Here is an 18547-nt window from a genome sequence, read left to right on the forward strand (position 1 = left end):
GGCCCTGCACCAACGTGCGGGGCCCTTTTGTATGACCGCCAGCAGGGCAAGCGCCGGTCGGTGGAAGGGTGAAGTCGCCCGCGCCAGCCGTTTGCCAGCCTAGGAGGTTAGAGGGCAAACGGGCCGGTCCGCAACAAGGCGATCCCCTGTTGATGCTGCCGCAGCATCCGGTGCCGCATCCTGTCTGCGGGACCCAGAACATGAGTGGAGTCGGTATCAGCCGACGATCAGGAACATCAGGTCTTGGCTATCAGGATTTCATGCCAGGACTTATTTATCAGGAAATAGGGAAATGACCCAGTCACTGTTTGAACTCGAGCAAAAAACCGATTTTGTCCGCCGCCATATCGGCCCGGGCGAAGAAGAGCTGCGCCAACTGCTGGCGACCGTTGGGGCTGAAAGCCTGGACGATCTGATTGCCCAGACCGTGCCTGCCGCTATTCGCCTGCCGGGCCCGCTGGGGATCGGTGCCGGCATGACCGAAGTGGAGGCACTGGCCAAGCTTAGGGGCTATGCCGCCCAGAACAAGATTGCCAAGAGCTATATCGGCATGGGTTATCACGATACCCATGTGCCCCACGTCATTTTGCGCAACGTGCTGGAAAACCCGGGCTGGTATACCGCCTACACCCCGTACCAGCCCGAGCTGGCGCAGGGCCGTCTCGAAGCTCTGCTCAACTTCCAGCAGCTGACGCTGGATCTCACCGGCATGGATCTGGCCAGTGCCTCCCTGCTGGATGAAGCGACCGCCGCCGCCGAGGCGATGGCGCTGGCCAAACGGATGGCCAAGTCCAAATCCAACCTCTTCTTTGTGGCTGACGATGTGCACCCGCAGGTGATCGACGTGGTCAAGGAGCGCGCGGTTCACTTCGGTTTTGATGTGGCGGTTGGCGCCGCGAGCGATGCTGTGAGCGAAGAGGTGTTTGGTGCCCTGTTCCAGTACCCCACCACCACAGGTGAGGTGAAAGATCTGCGCGCCCTCATCGCCGCGGTACAGGCCCAGAAAGGGCTGGCCTGCGTCAGCGCCGATCTGCTCTCCCTGCTGCTGCTCAAATCCCCGGGCGAGCTGGGTGCCGACGTGGTGTTGGGCTCCGCCCAGCGCTTTGGCGTGCCCATGGGTTACGGTGGCCCCCACGCTGCCTTCTTCGCCACCCGTGATGCCTACAAGCGCTCCATGCCGGGTCGTATCATCGGCGTCTCCAAAGATGCCCGTGGCAAGAGTGCCCTGCGCATGGCGATGCAGACCCGCGAGCAGCATATCCGCCGCGAGAAGGCCAACTCCAACATCTGTACCGCACAGGTGCTGCTAGCCAACATGGCGAGCTTCTACGCCGTCTACCACGGCCCGGTAGGGCTGAAAACCATCGCCTCCCGTGTGCACCGTCTCACCACCATTCTGGCGCTCGGCCTCCAGGCCAAGGGCGTGGCCCTCAAGCATGTCAGCTGGTTCGATACCCTGACCGTGCAAACTGCTGACAAGGCCGCGTTGATTGCCAAAGCCGAAGGGCTCGGCATAAACCTGCGCGCCGATCTCGACGGTGCGGTGGGCGTGTCGCTCTCTGAGACCACCACCCGCGCTGATGTGGTCGAGCTGTTTGATCTCTTCCTCGGTCAAGGCCATGGACTGGATATCGAGGCCCTCGACAAGGCGGCCCAGGCTCATCACGCCATCCCGCAGGATCTGCTGCGCACCGACGCCGTGCTGACCCACGAGGTGTTCAACAAGTACCACTCCGAAACCGAGATGCTGCGTTATATCCACCGTCTCGAAGCGAAAGATCTGGCCCTCAACTACGCCATGATTTCGCTCGGCTCCTGCACCATGAAGCTCAATGCCACCGCCGAGATGATCCCGGTGACCTGGCCCGAGTTCGGCAAGTTGCACCCGTTCGCCCCGCTGGCACAGGCCAAGGGCTACCAACTGCTGCTGGCCGACCTAGAAAACTGGCTGGTGAAGGTGACCGGTTACGATGCGGTCTGCATGCAGCCCAACTCAGGTGCCCAGGGCGAATACGCAGGTCTGCTCGCCATCAAGAAATATCACGAGTCTCGTGGTGAAGGGCATCGCGACATCTGCCTGATCCCAGCTTCTGCTCACGGCACCAACCCGGCCTCTGCTCAGATGGCGGGGCTCAAGGTGATCGTCACCGCCTGTGACAAATCCGGCAACGTGGATCTCGACGACCTGCGGGCCAAGGCGGCCGAGGCGGGGGATCAGCTTTCCTGTCTGATGGTGACCTACCCCTCCACCCACGGGGTGTATGAAGAGACCATCAAGGAGGTGTGCGACATCGTTCACCAGCACGGTGGTCAGGTCTATCTGGACGGTGCCAACATGAACGCGCAAGTTGGATTGACGGCACCGGGCTTTATCGGGGCGGACGTCTCTCACCTCAACCTGCACAAGACCTTCGCCATTCCTCATGGCGGTGGCGGCCCGGGCATGGGCCCCATCGGCGTGAAGCAACACCTGGCGCCGTTCGTGGCCGGTCACGCCGTGGTCAAGACCGACAAGGAGAGCCGCAACAATGGCGCCGTGTCGGCGGCACCGTTCGGCTCGGCCAGCATCCTGCCTATCAGCTGGATGTATATCGCCATGCTGGGTGACGAGGGGCTGAAGAAATCCACTCAGGTGGCGATCCTCAATGCCAACTATCTGGCCAAGAAGCTGGGTGAATCCTTCCCTGTGCTCTACTCCGGGCGCAACGGTCGGGTGGCCCACGAGTGCATCCTGGATATCCGTCCGCTCAAAGAAGCCTCCGGCATCAGCGAGATGGACGTGGCCAAACGGTTGATGGACTACGGCTTCCACGCGCCGACCATGAGCTTCCCGGTAGCAGGCACCCTGATGGTCGAGCCGACCGAGTCGGAATCCAAGCGCGAGCTGGATCGCTTCGTCGAGGCGATGACCGCCATCCGCGCCGAGATTGCCAAGGTGCAGGAGGGACAGTGGAGCCTGACCGACAACCCGTTGGTGCACGCCCCGCACACCCAGGATGACGTGATGGATGCAGAGTGGTCCCGTGGCTACAGCCGCACCGAGGCGGTCTTCCCGTCCGACGCCGTGCGCGCCGCCAAACTGTGGCCGTCGGTCAACCGCATCGATGACGTCTACGGCGATCGTAACCTGTTCTGTGCCTGCATCCCGACCGAGGATTACGCCAAGTAAAGGCGTGCTGCAGAATCGCGCAATAAACAACAGGGCCACCCAAACAGGTGGCCCTTTTTTCAATGCAAAGAACTCATCGCTTAAGTTGTTGCTTTAAATCAACTGGTTATGGATTTAGCTACCGGTTAATCGAGATTTATTGTCCCCATCTTTCGTAAGATACGCTTGGTACCGCCAGCGGCAGTTTGAAGCTCTCTTCTCTGGTTATTACTGTCATCCATCTAGCATCACTCAGCGAGCAGTCATGATCGAACGCACTTTCAAAGATATTGATGAAAAACAAATAGTTGATGCTGATAAGCAGCATTTTCTGACTCAGCTAGGTTGGTCTGACGGTGTCACTTGGGAAGTGTTGTTGCGCTCAAAACGTATCCTACTTATTTCCGAGGCGGGGTCAGGCAAGACCCATGAATGTCGCGAGCAAGCCCGTCGTTTGGCTGCAAATGGTGAAGCCGCATTCTTTGTTGAGTTGGCCAGTTTGGCATCCACCCATTTGCGAGATCTGCTGGGTTATGAGGAGGAGACGCGTTTTGATCTATGGCTGGCCTCACAGTCTGAGATAGCCACCTTTTTTCTGGACTCTTATGACGAACTGCAGTTGACCAAAGGATCATTCAAACAAGCGCTGGATCGTTTCGTTAAAGGTATTCAAAGTAACTTGAACAGGGTACGAGTGGTTGTGACGACCCGCCCTATCCCTTTTGATGGTCAACTTGTTTGCAGTAAATTGCCGGTACCACCACAGATTAAGCTCCCGTCGACTGAAGAAAAGGAGAGAGAATTTGCCAGCATGGCATTGGGCGAGCATATGCTCATCTCCTCTGACCAATCGAATGAAGAGTCAGTTCCTGAGTGGCGAACCGTTGCTCTGATGCCGCTCTCTAATCCCCAGATTGTCGAGTTTGCCGAGCAGCAAGGTGTCAAAAATACAGCCGAATTGCTTAGTGACATTGAGAGGCAAAACGCCTTTGAGTTTGCCAGACGTCCTCAAGATCTTATTGAACTTTGCGCTGATTGGCAGGCGGGATTTCAGCTTCGAACCCACCGCCAGCAAGTCGAAGCCAGTATTCATATCAAACTTAAGCCCAGAGATAGGGAAGATAGGCATGAGCTTGCCGAACTTTCTATAGATAAAGCTATCGAGGGGGCGAGCAGGCTGGCTCTAGCCATGTGGCTGACCCGTCGTTTGACGATCAGACACAGTGCCAAATCGGATAATGGTCAACAAGGTGAAGCTGCGCTTGATCCGTCGATAATCCTGTCAGACTGGACACAAGAGGAACGACAAACGTTATTGGAGCGGCCACTGTTTGGGTTTGCCTCCTATGGGCGAGTACGTTTTCACCATCGTTCAGTGTCAGAATTTCTTGCCGCAAAAAGATTGCAGGAGATGAGAGATAAAGGCATGTCGCTTCGTGCCCTCAAGCGGCTGCTCCTTATTGAGACCAAGGGTAATACCATTGTACTTCCTTCCAAACGGGCGATTGCGGGCTGGTTGGTAGCATTGAATGACGATATTTTTCAAGCAATTCGTGATCATGAGCCGACGTTGCTACTGGATGAAGGTGATCCTGCATCATTGACTCTTGCTCAGCGTAAACAAGCTCTTGGTGCATATGTTCAGCGTTATGGAAAAGGAGGTTGGCGAGGTTTACACACTCCATCTATCCAAATTAAACGATTTGCAACTCCTGAGTTGGCTGATGAGATTAATCTGCTGTGGCAGCAAGGTATCGATAATCATGAAGTACGGTGTGTTTTGCTGGAGCTCATTGAGCGAGGAGTGATTTGTGGCTGTTCTGACCTTGTATATTCAGTTGCCACGGATTCAGTGCTTGTTGAGGTGGAACGTATTTATGCAATTCATGCACTGAAAGCGCTGAACGATCCAAGATTGGGTGAAATAGCTGCAATTATGGTTTCTCAACATCCTGACTGGCCTGACAAAATAGTGCGTGAAGCGATTTTGGAGCTGTTTCCAAGTCATCTTTCTGTGGCGCAGCTCTGCCAGGCATTAGGCTGGCTGCAATGGAAAAAACGGTCAGTTAGCAACTTGAGTTGGCGACTGCCATCGCTAATAAAAAATGCACAACTAGTCATGTCACAACTGGAGGAGCTGCGGGACAAATTAGTAACCCTCATCTCGGATGGGTTGCACTGGCGTCAAGATCAATGGCCACATATGATCTCTTCCCACCAGTATCTGAGTAGTGCTCTGGCGGCGGCCTGTATTCGAGGGCTTGATTACCAGTGCTCCGGTCAATGGATCCATGCCAGTGTACTTTCATTACGCCTGCGGCAGCGTGAATACGATGACGATAAAATTCATCAGGCGTTAGCACAGCGGATAAATGAACTTGATAGCAAAAATAGGAAGCTGGTTTTTTGGGCAATAGATGCTTTGGTGCAATCTTTATGTCCAATCGATGATATATGGAAACGTGTGGTTGAAATTATTCCTTATGATTCGCTTATTAAGCTCACGGTACAGCTTGATCAGGCTTGGGTAGTCAATGATCTTCAAGATAAAAACAAGCCATTTCTTGATCGTCAGATGCTTATGCATGTTGCGCTTTATCTATTGCGTATCTCGCCAATAGACTTACGCCCCTTGGTCATAGATTGTCCGGATTTGATTTTATATATCGATGAGATGATGAAGCCTTCTACCTTTGATATAAAGCAGGAAAGAGCCCGGCGTGAAGAAGTTATTCGAGATAAAAGAAGAGAGCGAAAAGCAGCAAAGAACCGTGCCCGCTGGGTGATGCTACATCGTGAAATATCAGAATATCCTGACAAGACTTTTTCGGATGAGCGTTGTAAAAATTTTGCTTGGGATTTATTCAGAGTGATGATAAGTAGCTCGGATGATAGTAATTTATCCGGTTGGAATCGCCCTTTTCTCGAATCTCATTTTGGAGAAACAGTTACAGATTGGCTGCGTACTATTTTTATGGAGTGCTGGCGAGAGCATCTCCCAACTCTCATTTGTGAGAGACCAGAAGATCAACGAAGTACATATTTAGACTTATGGCGGTTCGGTTTGGCTGGGCTCTATGCTGAAGCTGAGGAGCCCAATTGGGCAAGCAAGCTGACCTATGAAGAAGCAATGCGTGCCGCTCGCTATTCATTGCTTGAGCTGAATGAATTACCAAGTTGGATTGATGACTTGGTTAAGCAACATCCATCTGCTCTCAGTGAGGTTTTTGGTAAAGAGCTTGATTGGGTACTCTCTACCTCTGCCAATGAACTTCATCATTCCATGTTGTTGCAACGCCTCTATAATGCCCCTGATCCAGTGACCATTCTTTTTATCCCTCGTATGTTTGCATGGTTGAGTGAAATTAAGCCCATAGTCGCTTATGAATCTCAATTATCATCCTTGATATCTCGCTATTCCAGCGTGATTGAGTTGATTTTAAAGTATGGCGATATTGATCAGCAAGCTCAACTATGTTCTATGGCTCAGGAATATATAAGTAAAAAACTGCTGGAACCAGCTATGCTACTCTGGTTATCAACCTTGATTCGTTTAAATCCTGAGTTGGGTGTTGATGCACTTGAAGAAAAATTACGAGATATTGAACCTGAGCCATTAAGCAAAGCCGTGGTATGGTTTACAAAATTATTTAATGAACGCCATGATGGCATTAATATCAGAAATAATGATTTTACTCCTGTGTTATTGCTCAGACTTGTCCGCCTGGCTTACCTGCATATAAGGCGTCAGGATGATGCTGAGCATGAAGGAAGTTACACTCCTGATATGCGTGACAATGCCGAATATGCACGCAATGCAATTCTGACTGCATTATTGGAGTCACAAGGAGAGGAGGGATGGCAAGTTAAACATGATATGGCCATTGACCCCTTATTTTCTCATTTTAAAGATCGGGTTCTGGCATTAGCTCAGGAAGCATGGGCCAAAGAAATTGATTCGGCACTCTTGGATGAACAGCAATGTCGTGAACTTGAAGATAAAGGTGAAGTTCCATTGACTACGAATGCGGCTATGTTCACCTTGCTTTGTGATCGCTTGGCCGATTTGGATGAATTATTGAATAGTGATGTTTCGCCAAGGGAGGCATGGGCAAGAATTGATCAGGAGCGGATCATGCGGCGTGAAATAGCCAGAGCATTACAGTATTCAGCCAATGGTCTCTATAAATTAGACCAGGAGGCGGTCACTGCTGAGGAAAAGGAGACGGATATTCGTCTTCGTTCCACAGCGTCTGATTATGAGAGCGTGATTGAGCTAAAGCTTGGCGACAACCGTACCGCACATGATCTGCGTGACACGATTCAAGATCAACTTGTAACAAAATATCTATCAATAGAAACTCGTCGCTCAGGAGCCTTGCTAATAACCCTGAAAAAGGAGCGAACTTGGCGACACCCAGATTCAGGGTCAACGATAGGTATAAAGGAGTTGTACGAATTATTAGTAGAAGAAGCCAAGCGTGTTGAGGCGAATATGGGCGGTTCTGTGTCTATCGTTGTTCATATATTGACTATTTTCCCGCGATTGCCCACCGAAAAACGAACGCGTGAACTGAGATGATATATGCAAATATTCCAGCATTATGGCAGCCTAATTTATAGGATCCCGTGATTGGACATGCGGTACGGAGTTTTGACCCGCTTGTTGAGTTAGCTGTAGTACGGTGACGGCAAGGGAACATCCATCAACGTGAACAGCGAATTGACGAACCCCTCCAGCGCACTCAGGGGCAATTGGAATACACCCTTGAGCATCCGCTCGGTCTCAATAGCCCTGTATCTGTAGTGGAACCCTCATCGCCGGCGACTGTAGTGCGTCTGGCAATGCCATTGTTTGATGGCTTGCTCATCCATCCAGAGGGTGAGGGAATCGCGTTTTACCAAAGCTTGGTTGTACCGTTTCCTGTTACAGATCTTCTGTTTGGACGTGTCGATCTGACGCTCTAGGTTGCTTGACTCAGATGATCAGATCCCCGGATGCGCTGAAAGTTGCGGATGTAGTCAACAGCACTGTCTGCGGTAGGAGGAGGGTGGCGGTGGTTTGATCATTTCAATAGTTCTTGTATAGTTGTAGCTATGAAATGAGATGAAGAGGTTCCCATGAATAAAGATACAGCCACTAAAGTGTTCGAGTCTCTTGCATCCGGGATCCGTCTCGATGTCTGGCGGCTGCTGGTCAAGGCTGGGTTGGAAGGCAGGGTTGCTGGCCAGCTGGCCAGTGAACTGGATATCGCCCCGAACACACTGTCATTTCATCTGAAAGCCATGCTGCATGCCGACCTGTTGTCGGTGGAGCAAGAAGGTCGTTTTTTACGTTACCGGGCCAACATTCCCCTGATGCTGGATCTTATCGGCTACCTCACGGAAGAGTGTTGCGCCGGGCATCCCGAAGCGTGCGGGATGATGCGCGCCGAGTCGAGCTGTTCGCCCCATGTGTTGCCCGAGCAATCTTGCTGCAATAAGGAGTAATGCCATGTCTGTTATCCAGATTTTTGATCCGGCACTGTGCTGTGCCAGCGGGGTATGCGGTACCGAGGTAGAGCAGCGGTTGGTGAACTTTGCGGCCGATGTGGCGTGGGCCAAGGGGCAGGGGGTGGCTATCGAGCGCTTCAATCTGGCGCAGCAGCCGATGGTGTTTGCCGAGACCGCTGCGGTCAGCGCCTTCTTGATGCACGCAGGGGATGCGGGGTTGCCGCTGGTGCTGGTGGATGGTCAGGTGGTGCTCACCGGCCGTTATCCCGACCGCAGTGAGCTGGCCCGTTATGCCGGTTTGCCCGCGCCGCAAGCAGTCATCAAAGGGATCGCCAAGAGCGGCGGCTGTTGCGGCAACAGTGGTTGCTGCTAACCCCTGAGTGTTGCTGACCACATCCCTGCCGCCTGCGGGGTGAATTGTCTTGTTTTGCCTGATTGGAGTCGCTTATGTCTTCGTCTTTGAGTAACGCGTTGCTGAGCTATTCGTTTGTGACTGATGCTCCGCCGTTTCTCTTTTTCACCGGCAAGGGGGGCGTGGGTAAAACCTCGCTAGCCTGCGCCAGTGCGGTCGCCTTGTGTGACAGTGGCAAACGGGTGCTGCTGGTCAGCACGGATCCGGCTTCAAACGTCGGTCAGGTATTTGACACAACCATCGGCAACACGATCACCGCCATCGCGGCCGTCAGCGGCTTGTCAGCACTGGAGATAGACCCGCAAGCGGCGGCGCAAGCGTATCGGGAACGGATCGTCGGCCCGGTGCGTGGCAAGTTGCCCGAGAGTGTGGTGCGCAGCATTGAAGAGCAACTCTCCGGCGCCTGCACCACTGAGATTGCCGCCTTTGACGAGTTCACCGCCCTGCTGACTGACCGCCAGCTGGTGGATCAGTATGACCATATCGTATTTGACACGGCCCCCACTGGTCACACCATCCGTCTGCTGCAACTGCCGGGTGCATGGAGCGAGTTTCTGGAGCAAGGCAAGGGGGATGCCTCTTGTCTGGGGCCATTGGCCGGGCTGGAAAAACAGCGCAGCCAATACGCTGAGGCGGTCGCTGCCTTGTCGGATGGGCTGAAAACCCGGCTTATTCTGGTGGCCCGAGCGCAAGCCTCTACCTTGCGGGAAGTTGCGCGCACTCATGATGAACTGGCGGCCATAGGTCTTGCCAATCAGCAGCTGGTGATCAATGGCATCTTCCCGCAACGGGAGCTGGCGGATGACCCCTTGGCGTGCGCCGTATGGCAACGGGAGCAGCAGGCTCTGGCACAGATGCCCGCGCTGCTGGCAAGCTTGCCACAAGACAGAATACCGCTGCTGGCGACCAATCTGGTGGGCGTAGAGAGCCTGCGTCAGTTACTGGGCGCCGTGTCTGCCGATGGTGTTGATAGTGCTGATGGTGCTGATGGTGCTGATGATAATGCCGATGCGGTCGAACGCACCACCGCCGAGCCGCACCCGCAGCACCCGGGGTTGCAGCAACTGGTCGATGAACTGGCCAGTGATGGCCATGGGCTCATCATGCTGATGGGCAAGGGCGGGGTGGGGAAAACGACGCTGGCGGCGGCCGTGGCGGTGGAGCTCGCCAGTCGCGGGCTGCCGGTTCATCTCACTACCTCAGATCCCGCCGCTCATCTGGGTGAGACCCTGGCCGGGGCCTTGCCCACTCTGGAGGTGAGCCGCATCGATCCCCACGCCGAGACCGAGCGTTACCGTGCTCAGGTGCTGGCCACCAAGGGGGCGAGTCTCGATGCTCAGGGCCGCGCCCTGTTGGAAGAAGACCTGCGTTCCCCCTGCACCGAAGAGATCGCCGTGTTTCAGGCCTTCTCGCGGATCATTCGCGAGGCTGGCAAGCGCTTCGTGGTGATGGACACAGCGCCGACCGGCCATACCCTGTTGCTGCTTGATGCCACCGGCGCCTATCACAGGGAGATTGCCCGCCAGATGGGCAACAAGGGCCTGCACTTCACTACCCCCATGATGCAATTGCAAGACCCGAAACAGACCAAGGTGATGATTGTCACCCTGCCAGAGCCGACTCCGGTGCAGGAGGCGGCCAACCTGCAAGCCGATCTGCGCCGTGCCGGTATCGAGCCATGGGCCTGGGTGGTCAATCACATGCTGGCCCCGGCCAGCGTCACCTCGCCACTGCTGGCCCAGCGAGCGTATCGCCAGCAGCCCCATATTACTGCGGTCAAAGAGCGTCATGCCAAGCGTTATGCGGTGGTGCCCTTGCAGGCCGTCGAGCCGGTGGGAGTGGCTGCATTACAAGGGTTATGTCACCCGATCCATCAGGAGGCGTGAGATAGCGCCCCACCATATTCCATGGAAGGCACTATCAAGCGCGCTCTGTGCTCGTGTCGAGCCTTTCATCTCACCCAATGCTTTTGGAGTCTTTTGATGAGTACCAACGATTGCTGCGATCTGCCCGTCAGCAAAAAAATGAGTTTTCTCGACCGCAATCTCACCCTCTGGATCTTTGTCGCCATGGCCATCGGGGTGGGGATTGGCTATCTGTTCCCTCAGGTAGCCCAGTGGAACGAGGCGATGTCGGTCGGCACCACCAATATCCCGCTGGCCATTGGCCTGACCCTGATGATGTATCCGCCGCTGGCCAAAGTGAATTACGCCACCATGGGTACCATGACCCGCGACCGGCAGGCGATAACCCTCTCCTTGGTGATGAACTGGCTGGTCGGCCCCATCCTGATGTTTGTGATTGCCCTGGTGTTTTTACATGACCACCCGGACTACATGGTGGGTCTGATCCTGATCGGTCTGGCGCGCTGCATCGCCATGGTGCTGGTGTGGAACGACCTTGGTGGTGGCAACAAGGAGTACGGTGCCGGTCTGGTGGCGCTCAATAGCGGATTTCAGATCCTAACCTACAGCTTTATGGCCTGGTTGTTTATTACCGTCCTGCCGCCGCTGTTTGGTTTGCAGGGGTTTGCAGTGGATATCACCATGCTGGATATCGCCCAAAGCGTGCTGATCTATCTGGGCATCCCTTTCCTCGCTGGCTTTTTGAGCCGTCACTATCTGGTCAAGGCTAAGGGGGAGCAGTGGTACACCGAGCGCTTTATTCCGGTGATTTCCCCCATCACCCTGATCGCCCTGCTGGCCACTATCGTGCTGATGTTCAGCCTCAAGGGGGAGATGATCGTCGAATTGCCGATGGATGTGGTGCGGGTCGCCATTCCGCTGGTGGTCTACTTTGTGCTGATGTTTTTCACCAGCTTTCTGGTCGGCAAGAAGCTCGGGATCCCCTATGACAAGAATGCGTCAATCGCGTTTACTGCCACCGGTAATAACTTCGAGCTGGCCATTGCGGTCTCTATCGCGGTATTTGGTCTGAACTCGGATCAAGCATTCGCCGGGGTGATAGGCCCGCTGGTGGAGGTGCCGGTGCTGATCGCTCTGGTCAATGTGGCCCTTAGAATGAAACGCAACTATCTCAACGCAGAGGCTTAATCATGAATAACACTCCAATCACCATTTATCACAATCCGGCCTGTGGCACCTCGCGCAATACCCTGGAGCTTATCCGTAACGCCGGCGTTGAGCCGACCGTCATCCACTATCTGGAAACCCCGCCGAGCCGCGCGACGCTGGTCGCGCTCATTGCGGCCATGGACATGCCGGTGCGCGACCTGCTGCGCAAGAACGTGCCGCCTTTTGAGGAACTTGGACTGGCTGAGGAGCGCTTCAGCGACGATGAACTTGTCGATGCCATGCTGGCGCACCCCATTTTGATCAACCGTCCCATAGTGGTGACGCCCCTTGGCACCAAGCTGTGTCGTCCATCCGAAGTGGTGCTGGATATTCTGCCGAGCCCTCAGCAAGGTGCCTTCAGCAAGGAAGATGGGGAACCGGTAGTGGATGCACAAGGAAAACGGATCAAGTGATCTGCACTACCGTGTGGTTTATGAGTGATGGCAAGAGCAGCTGAAGTAGCCAGATAAAAAAACGCCGATCATCCGATCGGCGTTTTTGCATTGATGTCGGCAGCTGCGGGCATTAACCCAGATTGGCTGCGACCTTGCTTTGGGCTTGTCCTTTGCGCTTGATGACAAAGCCAATACCCAGTACCACCAGCCAGGCGGGGATCAGCTCGACCGAGATCCGGAAATCGGGGGTCATGTACATGATCACCAGAATACCGGCCATGAAAGCGAGGCAGAGGTAGTTGCCGAAGGGGTACCAGAACGCCTTGAACTTGGGCTGGACACCTTCTGCGACCTTGGCCTTGCGGAACTTGAGGTGCGCCAGGCTGATCATCGCCCAGTTGATCACCAGTGCGGAGACCACCAGCGCCATCAGCAGGCCAAACGCCTTGCCCGGCATCAGGTAGTTGATCAGCACGCAGAGCAGGGTGGCGATGGCCGAGACCGAGAGGGCGACCAGCGGTACGCCGCTCTTGTTGGTCTTGAGCAGGGCTTTCGGGCCGTTGCCTTGCTTGGCCAGACCGAACAGCATCCGGCTGTTGCAGTAGACGCAGCTGTTGTAGACCGACAGTGCAGCCGTCAGTACCACGATGTTGAGCACGGTGGCGACCAGGTTGCTGTCCAGTGCGTGGAAGATCATCACGAACGGGCTGCCGCCTTCCACCACTTTACCCCAGGGGTAGAGGGACATCAGGATAGCCAGGGCGCCGATGTAGAAGATCAGGATGCGGTAGATCACCTGATTGGTGGCCTTGGGAATGCTCTTCTCGGGGTTGTCTGCTTCGGCGGCGGTAATGCCCACCAACTCCAGACCGCCAAAGGAGAACATGATCACCGCCATCGCCATCACCAGACCGCTGATGCCGTTGGGGAAGAAGCCCCCTTGTGCCCACAGGTTGGTGACGCTCGCCTCGGGGCCGCCGGTGCCAGAGATGAGCAGATAGCCACCGAAGCCAATCATGCCGATGATGGCAACTACCTTGATGATGGCGAACCAGAACTCCATCTCGCCAAACGCTTTGACGTTGGAGAGGTTGATGGCGTTGATCAGCACGAAGAAGACCGCTGCCGACATCCAGGTCGGGATCTCGGGCCACCAGTACTGGACATAGATGCCCACCGCGGTCAGCTCGGCCATGCTCACCAGCACGTAGAGCACCCAGTAGTTCCAGCCGGACGCAAAACCGGCAAACTCGCCCCAGTATTTGTAGGCAAAGTGGCTGAATGAACCGGCTACCGGCTCTTCCACCACCATTTCACCAAGCTGGCGCATGATCAGGAAGGCGATAAAGCCGCCGATGGCGTAGCCCAGCAGGACCGAGGGGCCTGCCATCTTGATGGTTTGGGCAATGCCCAGAAAGAGGCCGGTGCCGATGGCGCCGCCCAAAGCAATCAACTGAATGTGGCGGTTTTTAAGGCCGCGCTTCAGCTCCTCACCGTCTTGTTTCAAATCCATGGGTCTGTCCTTACGTCTCTGTTGTCTCTTGTCGGTGTTGGGCTCATCCTGAGCAGGCCGCAGTGCGTAGCCAAAACCTGACGAAAGTCGTATTTATTTCGTTACACCATGCCATTTTCAATTTTTAGCGTTGGCTGGCAACCGAGGCAGAATAGTGATAATCCGCCATGAATGCACCTGTTTTCCATGCTGGATGGCCGTATTTTGTACCAATGGCAGCTTTTTCATGATCTGAAGAGACTTGTTGGTAGTTTTTGGTTGATGTTTGTGCAATCGAATTGGATTTTGTTGACGCCAAGCCTTGTTTGTGGGCTTTTGTTGTGCTGAACCATAAATGGATGCAAATGATGCCCGACAAGCGAGAGTGCAGGGAAGAGTGCAGGGAGTTGGAGTACAGAGAGCGCGAAAGCGTGCTGCAACAAGGGGTGGCCCGGGGGCTGCTGGTGGCGCTCTGGCTGGCAATTGCCGCCAGTCCGCTGCTGTTGCTGGTGGCCGCGACCATGCTGCTGGGCTGGATGTTGCTCGGTGACCAGGGGTTGCTGCACTACTGGCAGCCGCTGCTGTTGGTCGGCGGGGTGACGGGTGCTGTTGCTGGTGGCTGGTTGGCGGAGCGGGTTCGCCTGCGCCACGGCTTGCTGGCCTTCTATGTCAGATTGATGAACAACCCTGAGCTCAATCGTTAGTTCAGTCTGGCTGTGCGCAGAGCAGAGCACAGTAGAGCAGAGCGGAACGGAACAGAGTGGCGGCTAACGGGCGGCAGGTGACAAGCGCAACGCCAAGGTAGGCACGCAGAGGGATAAGCATTTGTGGTGCTTATCCCTTTTTCATCCACGCTTTTCACTGCCATCTACTCAAACCACAGCTCACAACGCCTGACTTTTACAGTGTACGTGTGATTTTTATCTGCTGTTGATGCCAGTAGCTGTCAAGCTGACTTAACAGAGCTGGCGACGCAGACCGGTCGCCTCGAGGACCTTGGCGCTGATCTCCTCTACCGAGTGGGAGCTGGTATCGAGAAAGCGGATCGCCTCCTGGCGAAACAGTCGTTCCACGCAGGCCAGCTCCTGCTCGCACTGCTCGATGGAGGAGTAGCGGCTGTTGGCACGGCGCTGGTTGCGGATCTCGTGCAGCCGCTGCGGCGCAATGGTGAGGCCAAACAGCTTGTGACGGTTGGCCTTGAGGGGGGCGGGCAGCTCCAGCATGCCCATGTCCTGCTCGATAAAGGGGTAGTTGGCGGCGCGAATGCCGAACTGCAGCGCCAGATAGAGGCTGGTAGGGGTTTTGCCGCAGCGGGAGACCCCGATCAGGATGATGTCCGCCTCGTCGTACTCCCTGGTGGTGATGCCATCGTCGTTGGCCAGCGCAAAGTTGACCGCCTCGATGCGATCGTCATAGAGCTTGCGATTCTCCATGCCGTGAGTGCGGTGGAGGCGGGGCTCGGCTTTTACCCCCAGCTCCTGTTCCAGCGGGCTGACGAAGGTGTTGAGAAAGTCATGGCCGCACGCCTCCGATTTGAGCACCTCTTCCCTTACCAGCGGGTCGACGATGGTGTGAAACAGGATGGGGCGCACCCCGGTCTGGCGGAACTGTTCGTCGATCCGCATCCGTACCTGACGGGCTTTTTCCTGGGTCTCCACAAAGGGGATAGTGATCTGCTCGAAGGCCAGCGGAAACTGACTCAGTACCGCGTGGCCGAACACTTCGGCGGTGATGGCGGTGCCGTCTGAAACATAAAATACGGTGTGCACGTGGGGCTCCTGTGATACCGGCGTATAGGGCCGCATGGGGTAAAGGGTGAGAAGTATCTCTCGAAACCATACCAGTTTTGTCAACCGGTCTGCTGTGCCCAAGTTGTGACGTGGCTTGCAAACCTGAGTCGTTATCTTTTTGTGTCGCCATTGTAGAATGTTCCGGTCGTTCGACCATCCCCAACCCTTGTTCGGGGATTTTTTTGAAAACCAATAGAAAACGTTTTCATGGTCGTTGGCAACAAAAGAAACAGACAATAACGCACCTGACTTACCCATAACCTCATCGATTAAATCGGGCGCACGCGGTGCCATGGCATCGGTGCCCACCAATCTGGAGACATCCAAGTGCAACAGTACGTGCTCTGGTACGAACAGCTCGGAATGCAGGACGTAGAACGCGTTGGCGGCAAGAACGCATCCCTTGGCGAGATGATCAGCAACCTCTCTGGCGCCGGTGTATCCGTGCCGGGGGGCTTTGCCACCACCGCTTTTGCGTTTAATGAGTTTCTGGAGTCAAGCGGCCTCAACGGCAAGATCCACCATCTGCTCGACAATCTGGACGTGGACGATATCGCCGCCCTCAACCGGGCCGGTCAGCAGATCCGCGACTGGGTGATCGAAGCCCCGTTCCAGCCCGAGCTGGAGCAGGCCATTCAGGTGGCCTATGACAAGCTGAGCGGTGGCCTGGGTGATGGCATGAGAGCTTCGTTTGCGGTGCGCTCCTCCGCCACTGCCGAGGATATGCCGGACGCCTCCTTTGCCGGTCAGCAGGAGACCTTCCTCAACGTACGTGGCATCGATGCCGTCATGACGGCGGTCAAGCATGTGTTTGCTTCTCTGTTCAACGATCGCGCCATCTCCTATCGGGTGCATCAGGGCTACGACCACAAGGGCGTTGCCCTCTCGGCCGGGGTGCAGCGGATGGTGCGCTCGGATCTCGCCGCCTCCGGCGTGATGTTTACCCTGGATACCGAGTCCGGCTTCAACGACGTGGTCTTTATCACCGGCAGTCAGGGGCTGGGGGAGATGGTGGTGCAGGGGGCCGTCAACCCGGACGAGTTCTATGTGCACAAGCCGACCCTCAGGGGAGGTCGCCCGGCGGTGGTACGCAAGACCCTCGGCTCCAAGCTTATCAAGATGACCTACTCGGGCGATGCTGGTCACGGTCGTCAGGTGAAGATTGTCGACACCGATGAGGCCGAGCGCAGCCGCTTCTGCATCAGTGATGAGGAGGTGATGGCGCTGGCGAAACAGGCCCTCATCATCGAGCAGCACTATGGCCGCCCGATGGATATCGAGTGGGCCAAGGATGGGCAGGATGGCCAGCTCTACATCGTGCAGGCGCGCCCGGAAACTGTGCGCAGTCGGCAGGAGGCCAATACCCTCGAGCGTTTTGCCCTCAAGCAAGCGGGTAAGGTGCTGATCGAGGGGCGGGCCATCGGCCACAAGATTGGCGCAGGTCCGGCGCGGGTCATCTCCTCCATCAGCCAGATGGACGAAGTGCAACCCGGCGACGTGCTGGTCACCGACATGACCGACCCGGACTGGGAGCCCATCATGAAGCGGGCCTCTGCCATCGTCACCAATCGGGGCGGCCGCACCTGTCACGCTGCCATCATCGCCCGCGAGCTGGGTATTCCGGCGGTGGTGGGCTGTGGCAACGCCACCGACCATATTCAGCCGGGTCAGCGGATCACCGTCTCCTGCGCGGAAGGGGATACCGGTTTTATCTATGACGGCGAGCTGGACTTCGATGTGGCGGTGACCGAGGTAGGCAACATGCCGCGCTTGCCCATCAAGATCATGATGAACGTCGGCAACCCTGATCGGGCCTTCGACTTTGCCCAGTTGCCGAACGCCGGTGTCGGGTTGGCGCGCCTCGAGTTCATCATCAACCGGATGATCGGGGTGCACCCCAAGGCGCTGCTGGCGTTTTACCAGCAAACCCCAGAGCTGCAGGCCACCATCAGCAAGATGATCGCCGGTTACGACAGCCCGCGGGAGTTCTACGTGGCCAAGCTGACCGAGGGGATCGCCACTCTGGGGGCGGCGTTCTGGCCGGAGCGGGTGATCGTGCGGATGTCGGACTTCAAGTCCAACGAGTACGCCAATCTGGTGGGCGGTCGTGGCTACGAGCCCCACGAGGAGAACCCGATGATCGGTTTTCGTGGCGCGTCACGCTACATCGCCGACAGCTTCCGCCCCTGTTTTGCCCTCGAGTGCGAGGCGATCAAGCGGGTGCGTGATGTGATGGGGCTGACCAACGTCGAGGTGATGATCCCCTTCGTGCGCACCGTGGGCGAGGCGGAGCAGGTGATCGACATCCTGGCCGAAAACGGCCTGCGCCGTGGCGAGCGGGGGCTCAAGGTGATCATGATGTGCGAGATCCCGAGCAACGCCCTGCTGGCGGACAAGTTCCTCGAGCATGTGGACGGCTTCTCTATCGGCTCCAACGACATGACCCAGCTCACCCTTGGACTGGATCGGGATTCCGGGCTGATTGCCCACCTGTTCGATGAGCGCAACGAGGCGGTCAAGGCGCTGCTGTCGATGGCGATCCAGGCTGCGCGCAAGGCAGGCAAGTACGTGGGGATCTGTGGTCAGGGGCCATCCGATCATCCGGACTTTGCCGCCTGGCTGGTGGAGCAGGGGATCGATTCACTATCCCTCAATCCGGATACCGTGGTCGATACCTGGCTCTATCTGGCGGAGCAGCATGGCGCCAAGTAAGCCACTGCCACAATGAGCAGCACAGAAAGGG

The 18547-nt window shown here is 56.0% G+C and carries 12 protein-coding genes and 1 pseudogene; 9 read left to right on the forward strand and 4 right to left on the reverse strand.

Annotated features, from left to right (window positions below):
* Positions 1 to 292 precede the first annotated feature (292 nt).
* Both gcvP and BN1135_RS14465 read left to right on the forward strand, forming a co-directional pair.
* A complete protein-coding gene (gene gcvP, locus BN1135_RS14460; protein ID WP_042022270.1) occupies positions 293 to 3169 on the forward strand; it encodes an aminomethyl-transferring glycine dehydrogenase in 2877 nt (958 codons plus the stop codon).
* A gap of 244 nt (positions 3170 to 3413) precedes the next feature.
* Complete coding sequence (locus BN1135_RS14465) at positions 3414 to 7730, forward strand: NACHT domain-containing protein (protein ID WP_042022271.1); 4317 nt, start codon at positions 3414 to 3416, stop codon at positions 7728 to 7730.
* A 92-nt stretch (positions 7731 to 7822) separates the two neighbouring features.
* Here the strand turns inward: BN1135_RS14465 and BN1135_RS21710 are convergent.
* Positions 7823 to 8104 (reverse strand): annotated as a pseudogene (locus BN1135_RS21710) (transposase); the annotation flags it as partial.
* Positions 8105 to 8269: 165 nt separating this feature from the next.
* On the opposite strand from BN1135_RS21710, the gene BN1135_RS14475 reads away from it, so the two are divergent.
* The 5 genes from BN1135_RS14475 (at position 8270) to arsC (ending at position 12540) form a co-directional block, all read left to right on the forward strand.
* Positions 8270 to 8638, forward strand: coding sequence for an ArsR/SmtB family transcription factor (locus BN1135_RS14475; RefSeq protein WP_042022272.1), 369 nt, complete (start codon positions 8270 to 8272; stop codon positions 8636 to 8638).
* Between the two features lie 4 nt (positions 8639 to 8642).
* A complete protein-coding gene (gene arsD / locus BN1135_RS14480; protein WP_042022273.1) occupies positions 8643 to 9014 on the forward strand; it encodes an arsenite efflux transporter metallochaperone ArsD in 372 nt (123 codons plus the stop codon).
* A gap of 74 nt (positions 9015 to 9088) precedes the next feature.
* The gene (gene arsA, locus BN1135_RS14485; RefSeq protein ID WP_042022274.1) at positions 9089 to 10939 is read left to right on the forward strand and encodes an arsenical pump-driving ATPase; all 1851 of its coding nucleotides are present in this window, start codon (positions 9089 to 9091) and stop codon (positions 10937 to 10939) included.
* 96 nt (positions 10940 to 11035) lie between these two features.
* Entirely contained in the window at positions 11036 to 12106 is a 1071-nt protein-coding gene (gene arsB, locus BN1135_RS14490; RefSeq protein ID WP_042022275.1) for an ACR3 family arsenite efflux transporter, read from the forward strand.
* Positions 12107 to 12108: 2 nt separating this feature from the next.
* On the forward strand, positions 12109 to 12540 hold the full coding sequence (gene arsC / locus BN1135_RS14495; protein WP_042022276.1) for a glutaredoxin-dependent arsenate reductase: 432 nt from the start codon (positions 12109 to 12111) through the stop codon (positions 12538 to 12540).
* Between the two features lie 112 nt (positions 12541 to 12652).
* Here arsC and BN1135_RS14500 read toward each other — a convergent pair whose 3' ends face one another.
* Positions 12653 to 14035, reverse strand: coding sequence for an amino acid permease (locus tag BN1135_RS14500; protein WP_042022277.1), 1383 nt, complete (start codon positions 14033 to 14035; stop codon positions 12653 to 12655).
* Between the two features lie 124 nt (positions 14036 to 14159).
* Entirely contained in the window at positions 14160 to 14393 is a 234-nt protein-coding gene (locus BN1135_RS22195; RefSeq protein ID WP_175479076.1) for a hypothetical protein, read from the reverse strand.
* 28 nt (positions 14394 to 14421) lie between these two features.
* On the opposite strand from BN1135_RS22195, the gene BN1135_RS14505 reads away from it, so the two are divergent.
* On the forward strand, positions 14422 to 14718 hold the full coding sequence (locus BN1135_RS14505) for a hypothetical protein (protein WP_223290142.1): 297 nt from the start codon (positions 14422 to 14424) through the stop codon (positions 14716 to 14718).
* 252 nt (positions 14719 to 14970) lie between these two features.
* Here the strand turns inward: BN1135_RS14505 and ppsR are convergent, their stop codons facing one another.
* Positions 14971 to 15783, reverse strand: coding sequence for a posphoenolpyruvate synthetase regulatory kinase/phosphorylase PpsR (ppsR, locus tag BN1135_RS14510; RefSeq protein ID WP_068979127.1), 813 nt, complete (start codon positions 15781 to 15783; stop codon positions 14971 to 14973).
* Between the two features lie 348 nt (positions 15784 to 16131).
* Here ppsR and ppsA point away from each other — a divergent pair, with 348 nt between their 5' ends.
* Positions 16132 to 18516, forward strand: a complete 2385-nt coding sequence (gene ppsA / locus BN1135_RS14515; RefSeq protein ID WP_042022279.1) for a phosphoenolpyruvate synthase — start codon at positions 16132 to 16134, stop codon at positions 18514 to 18516.
* Positions 18517 to 18547 lie beyond the last annotated feature (31 nt).

Source organism: Aeromonas sobria, assembly GCF_000820145.1.
GTDB classification, from domain to species: Bacteria; Pseudomonadota; Gammaproteobacteria; order Enterobacterales; family Aeromonadaceae; genus Aeromonas; species Aeromonas sobria.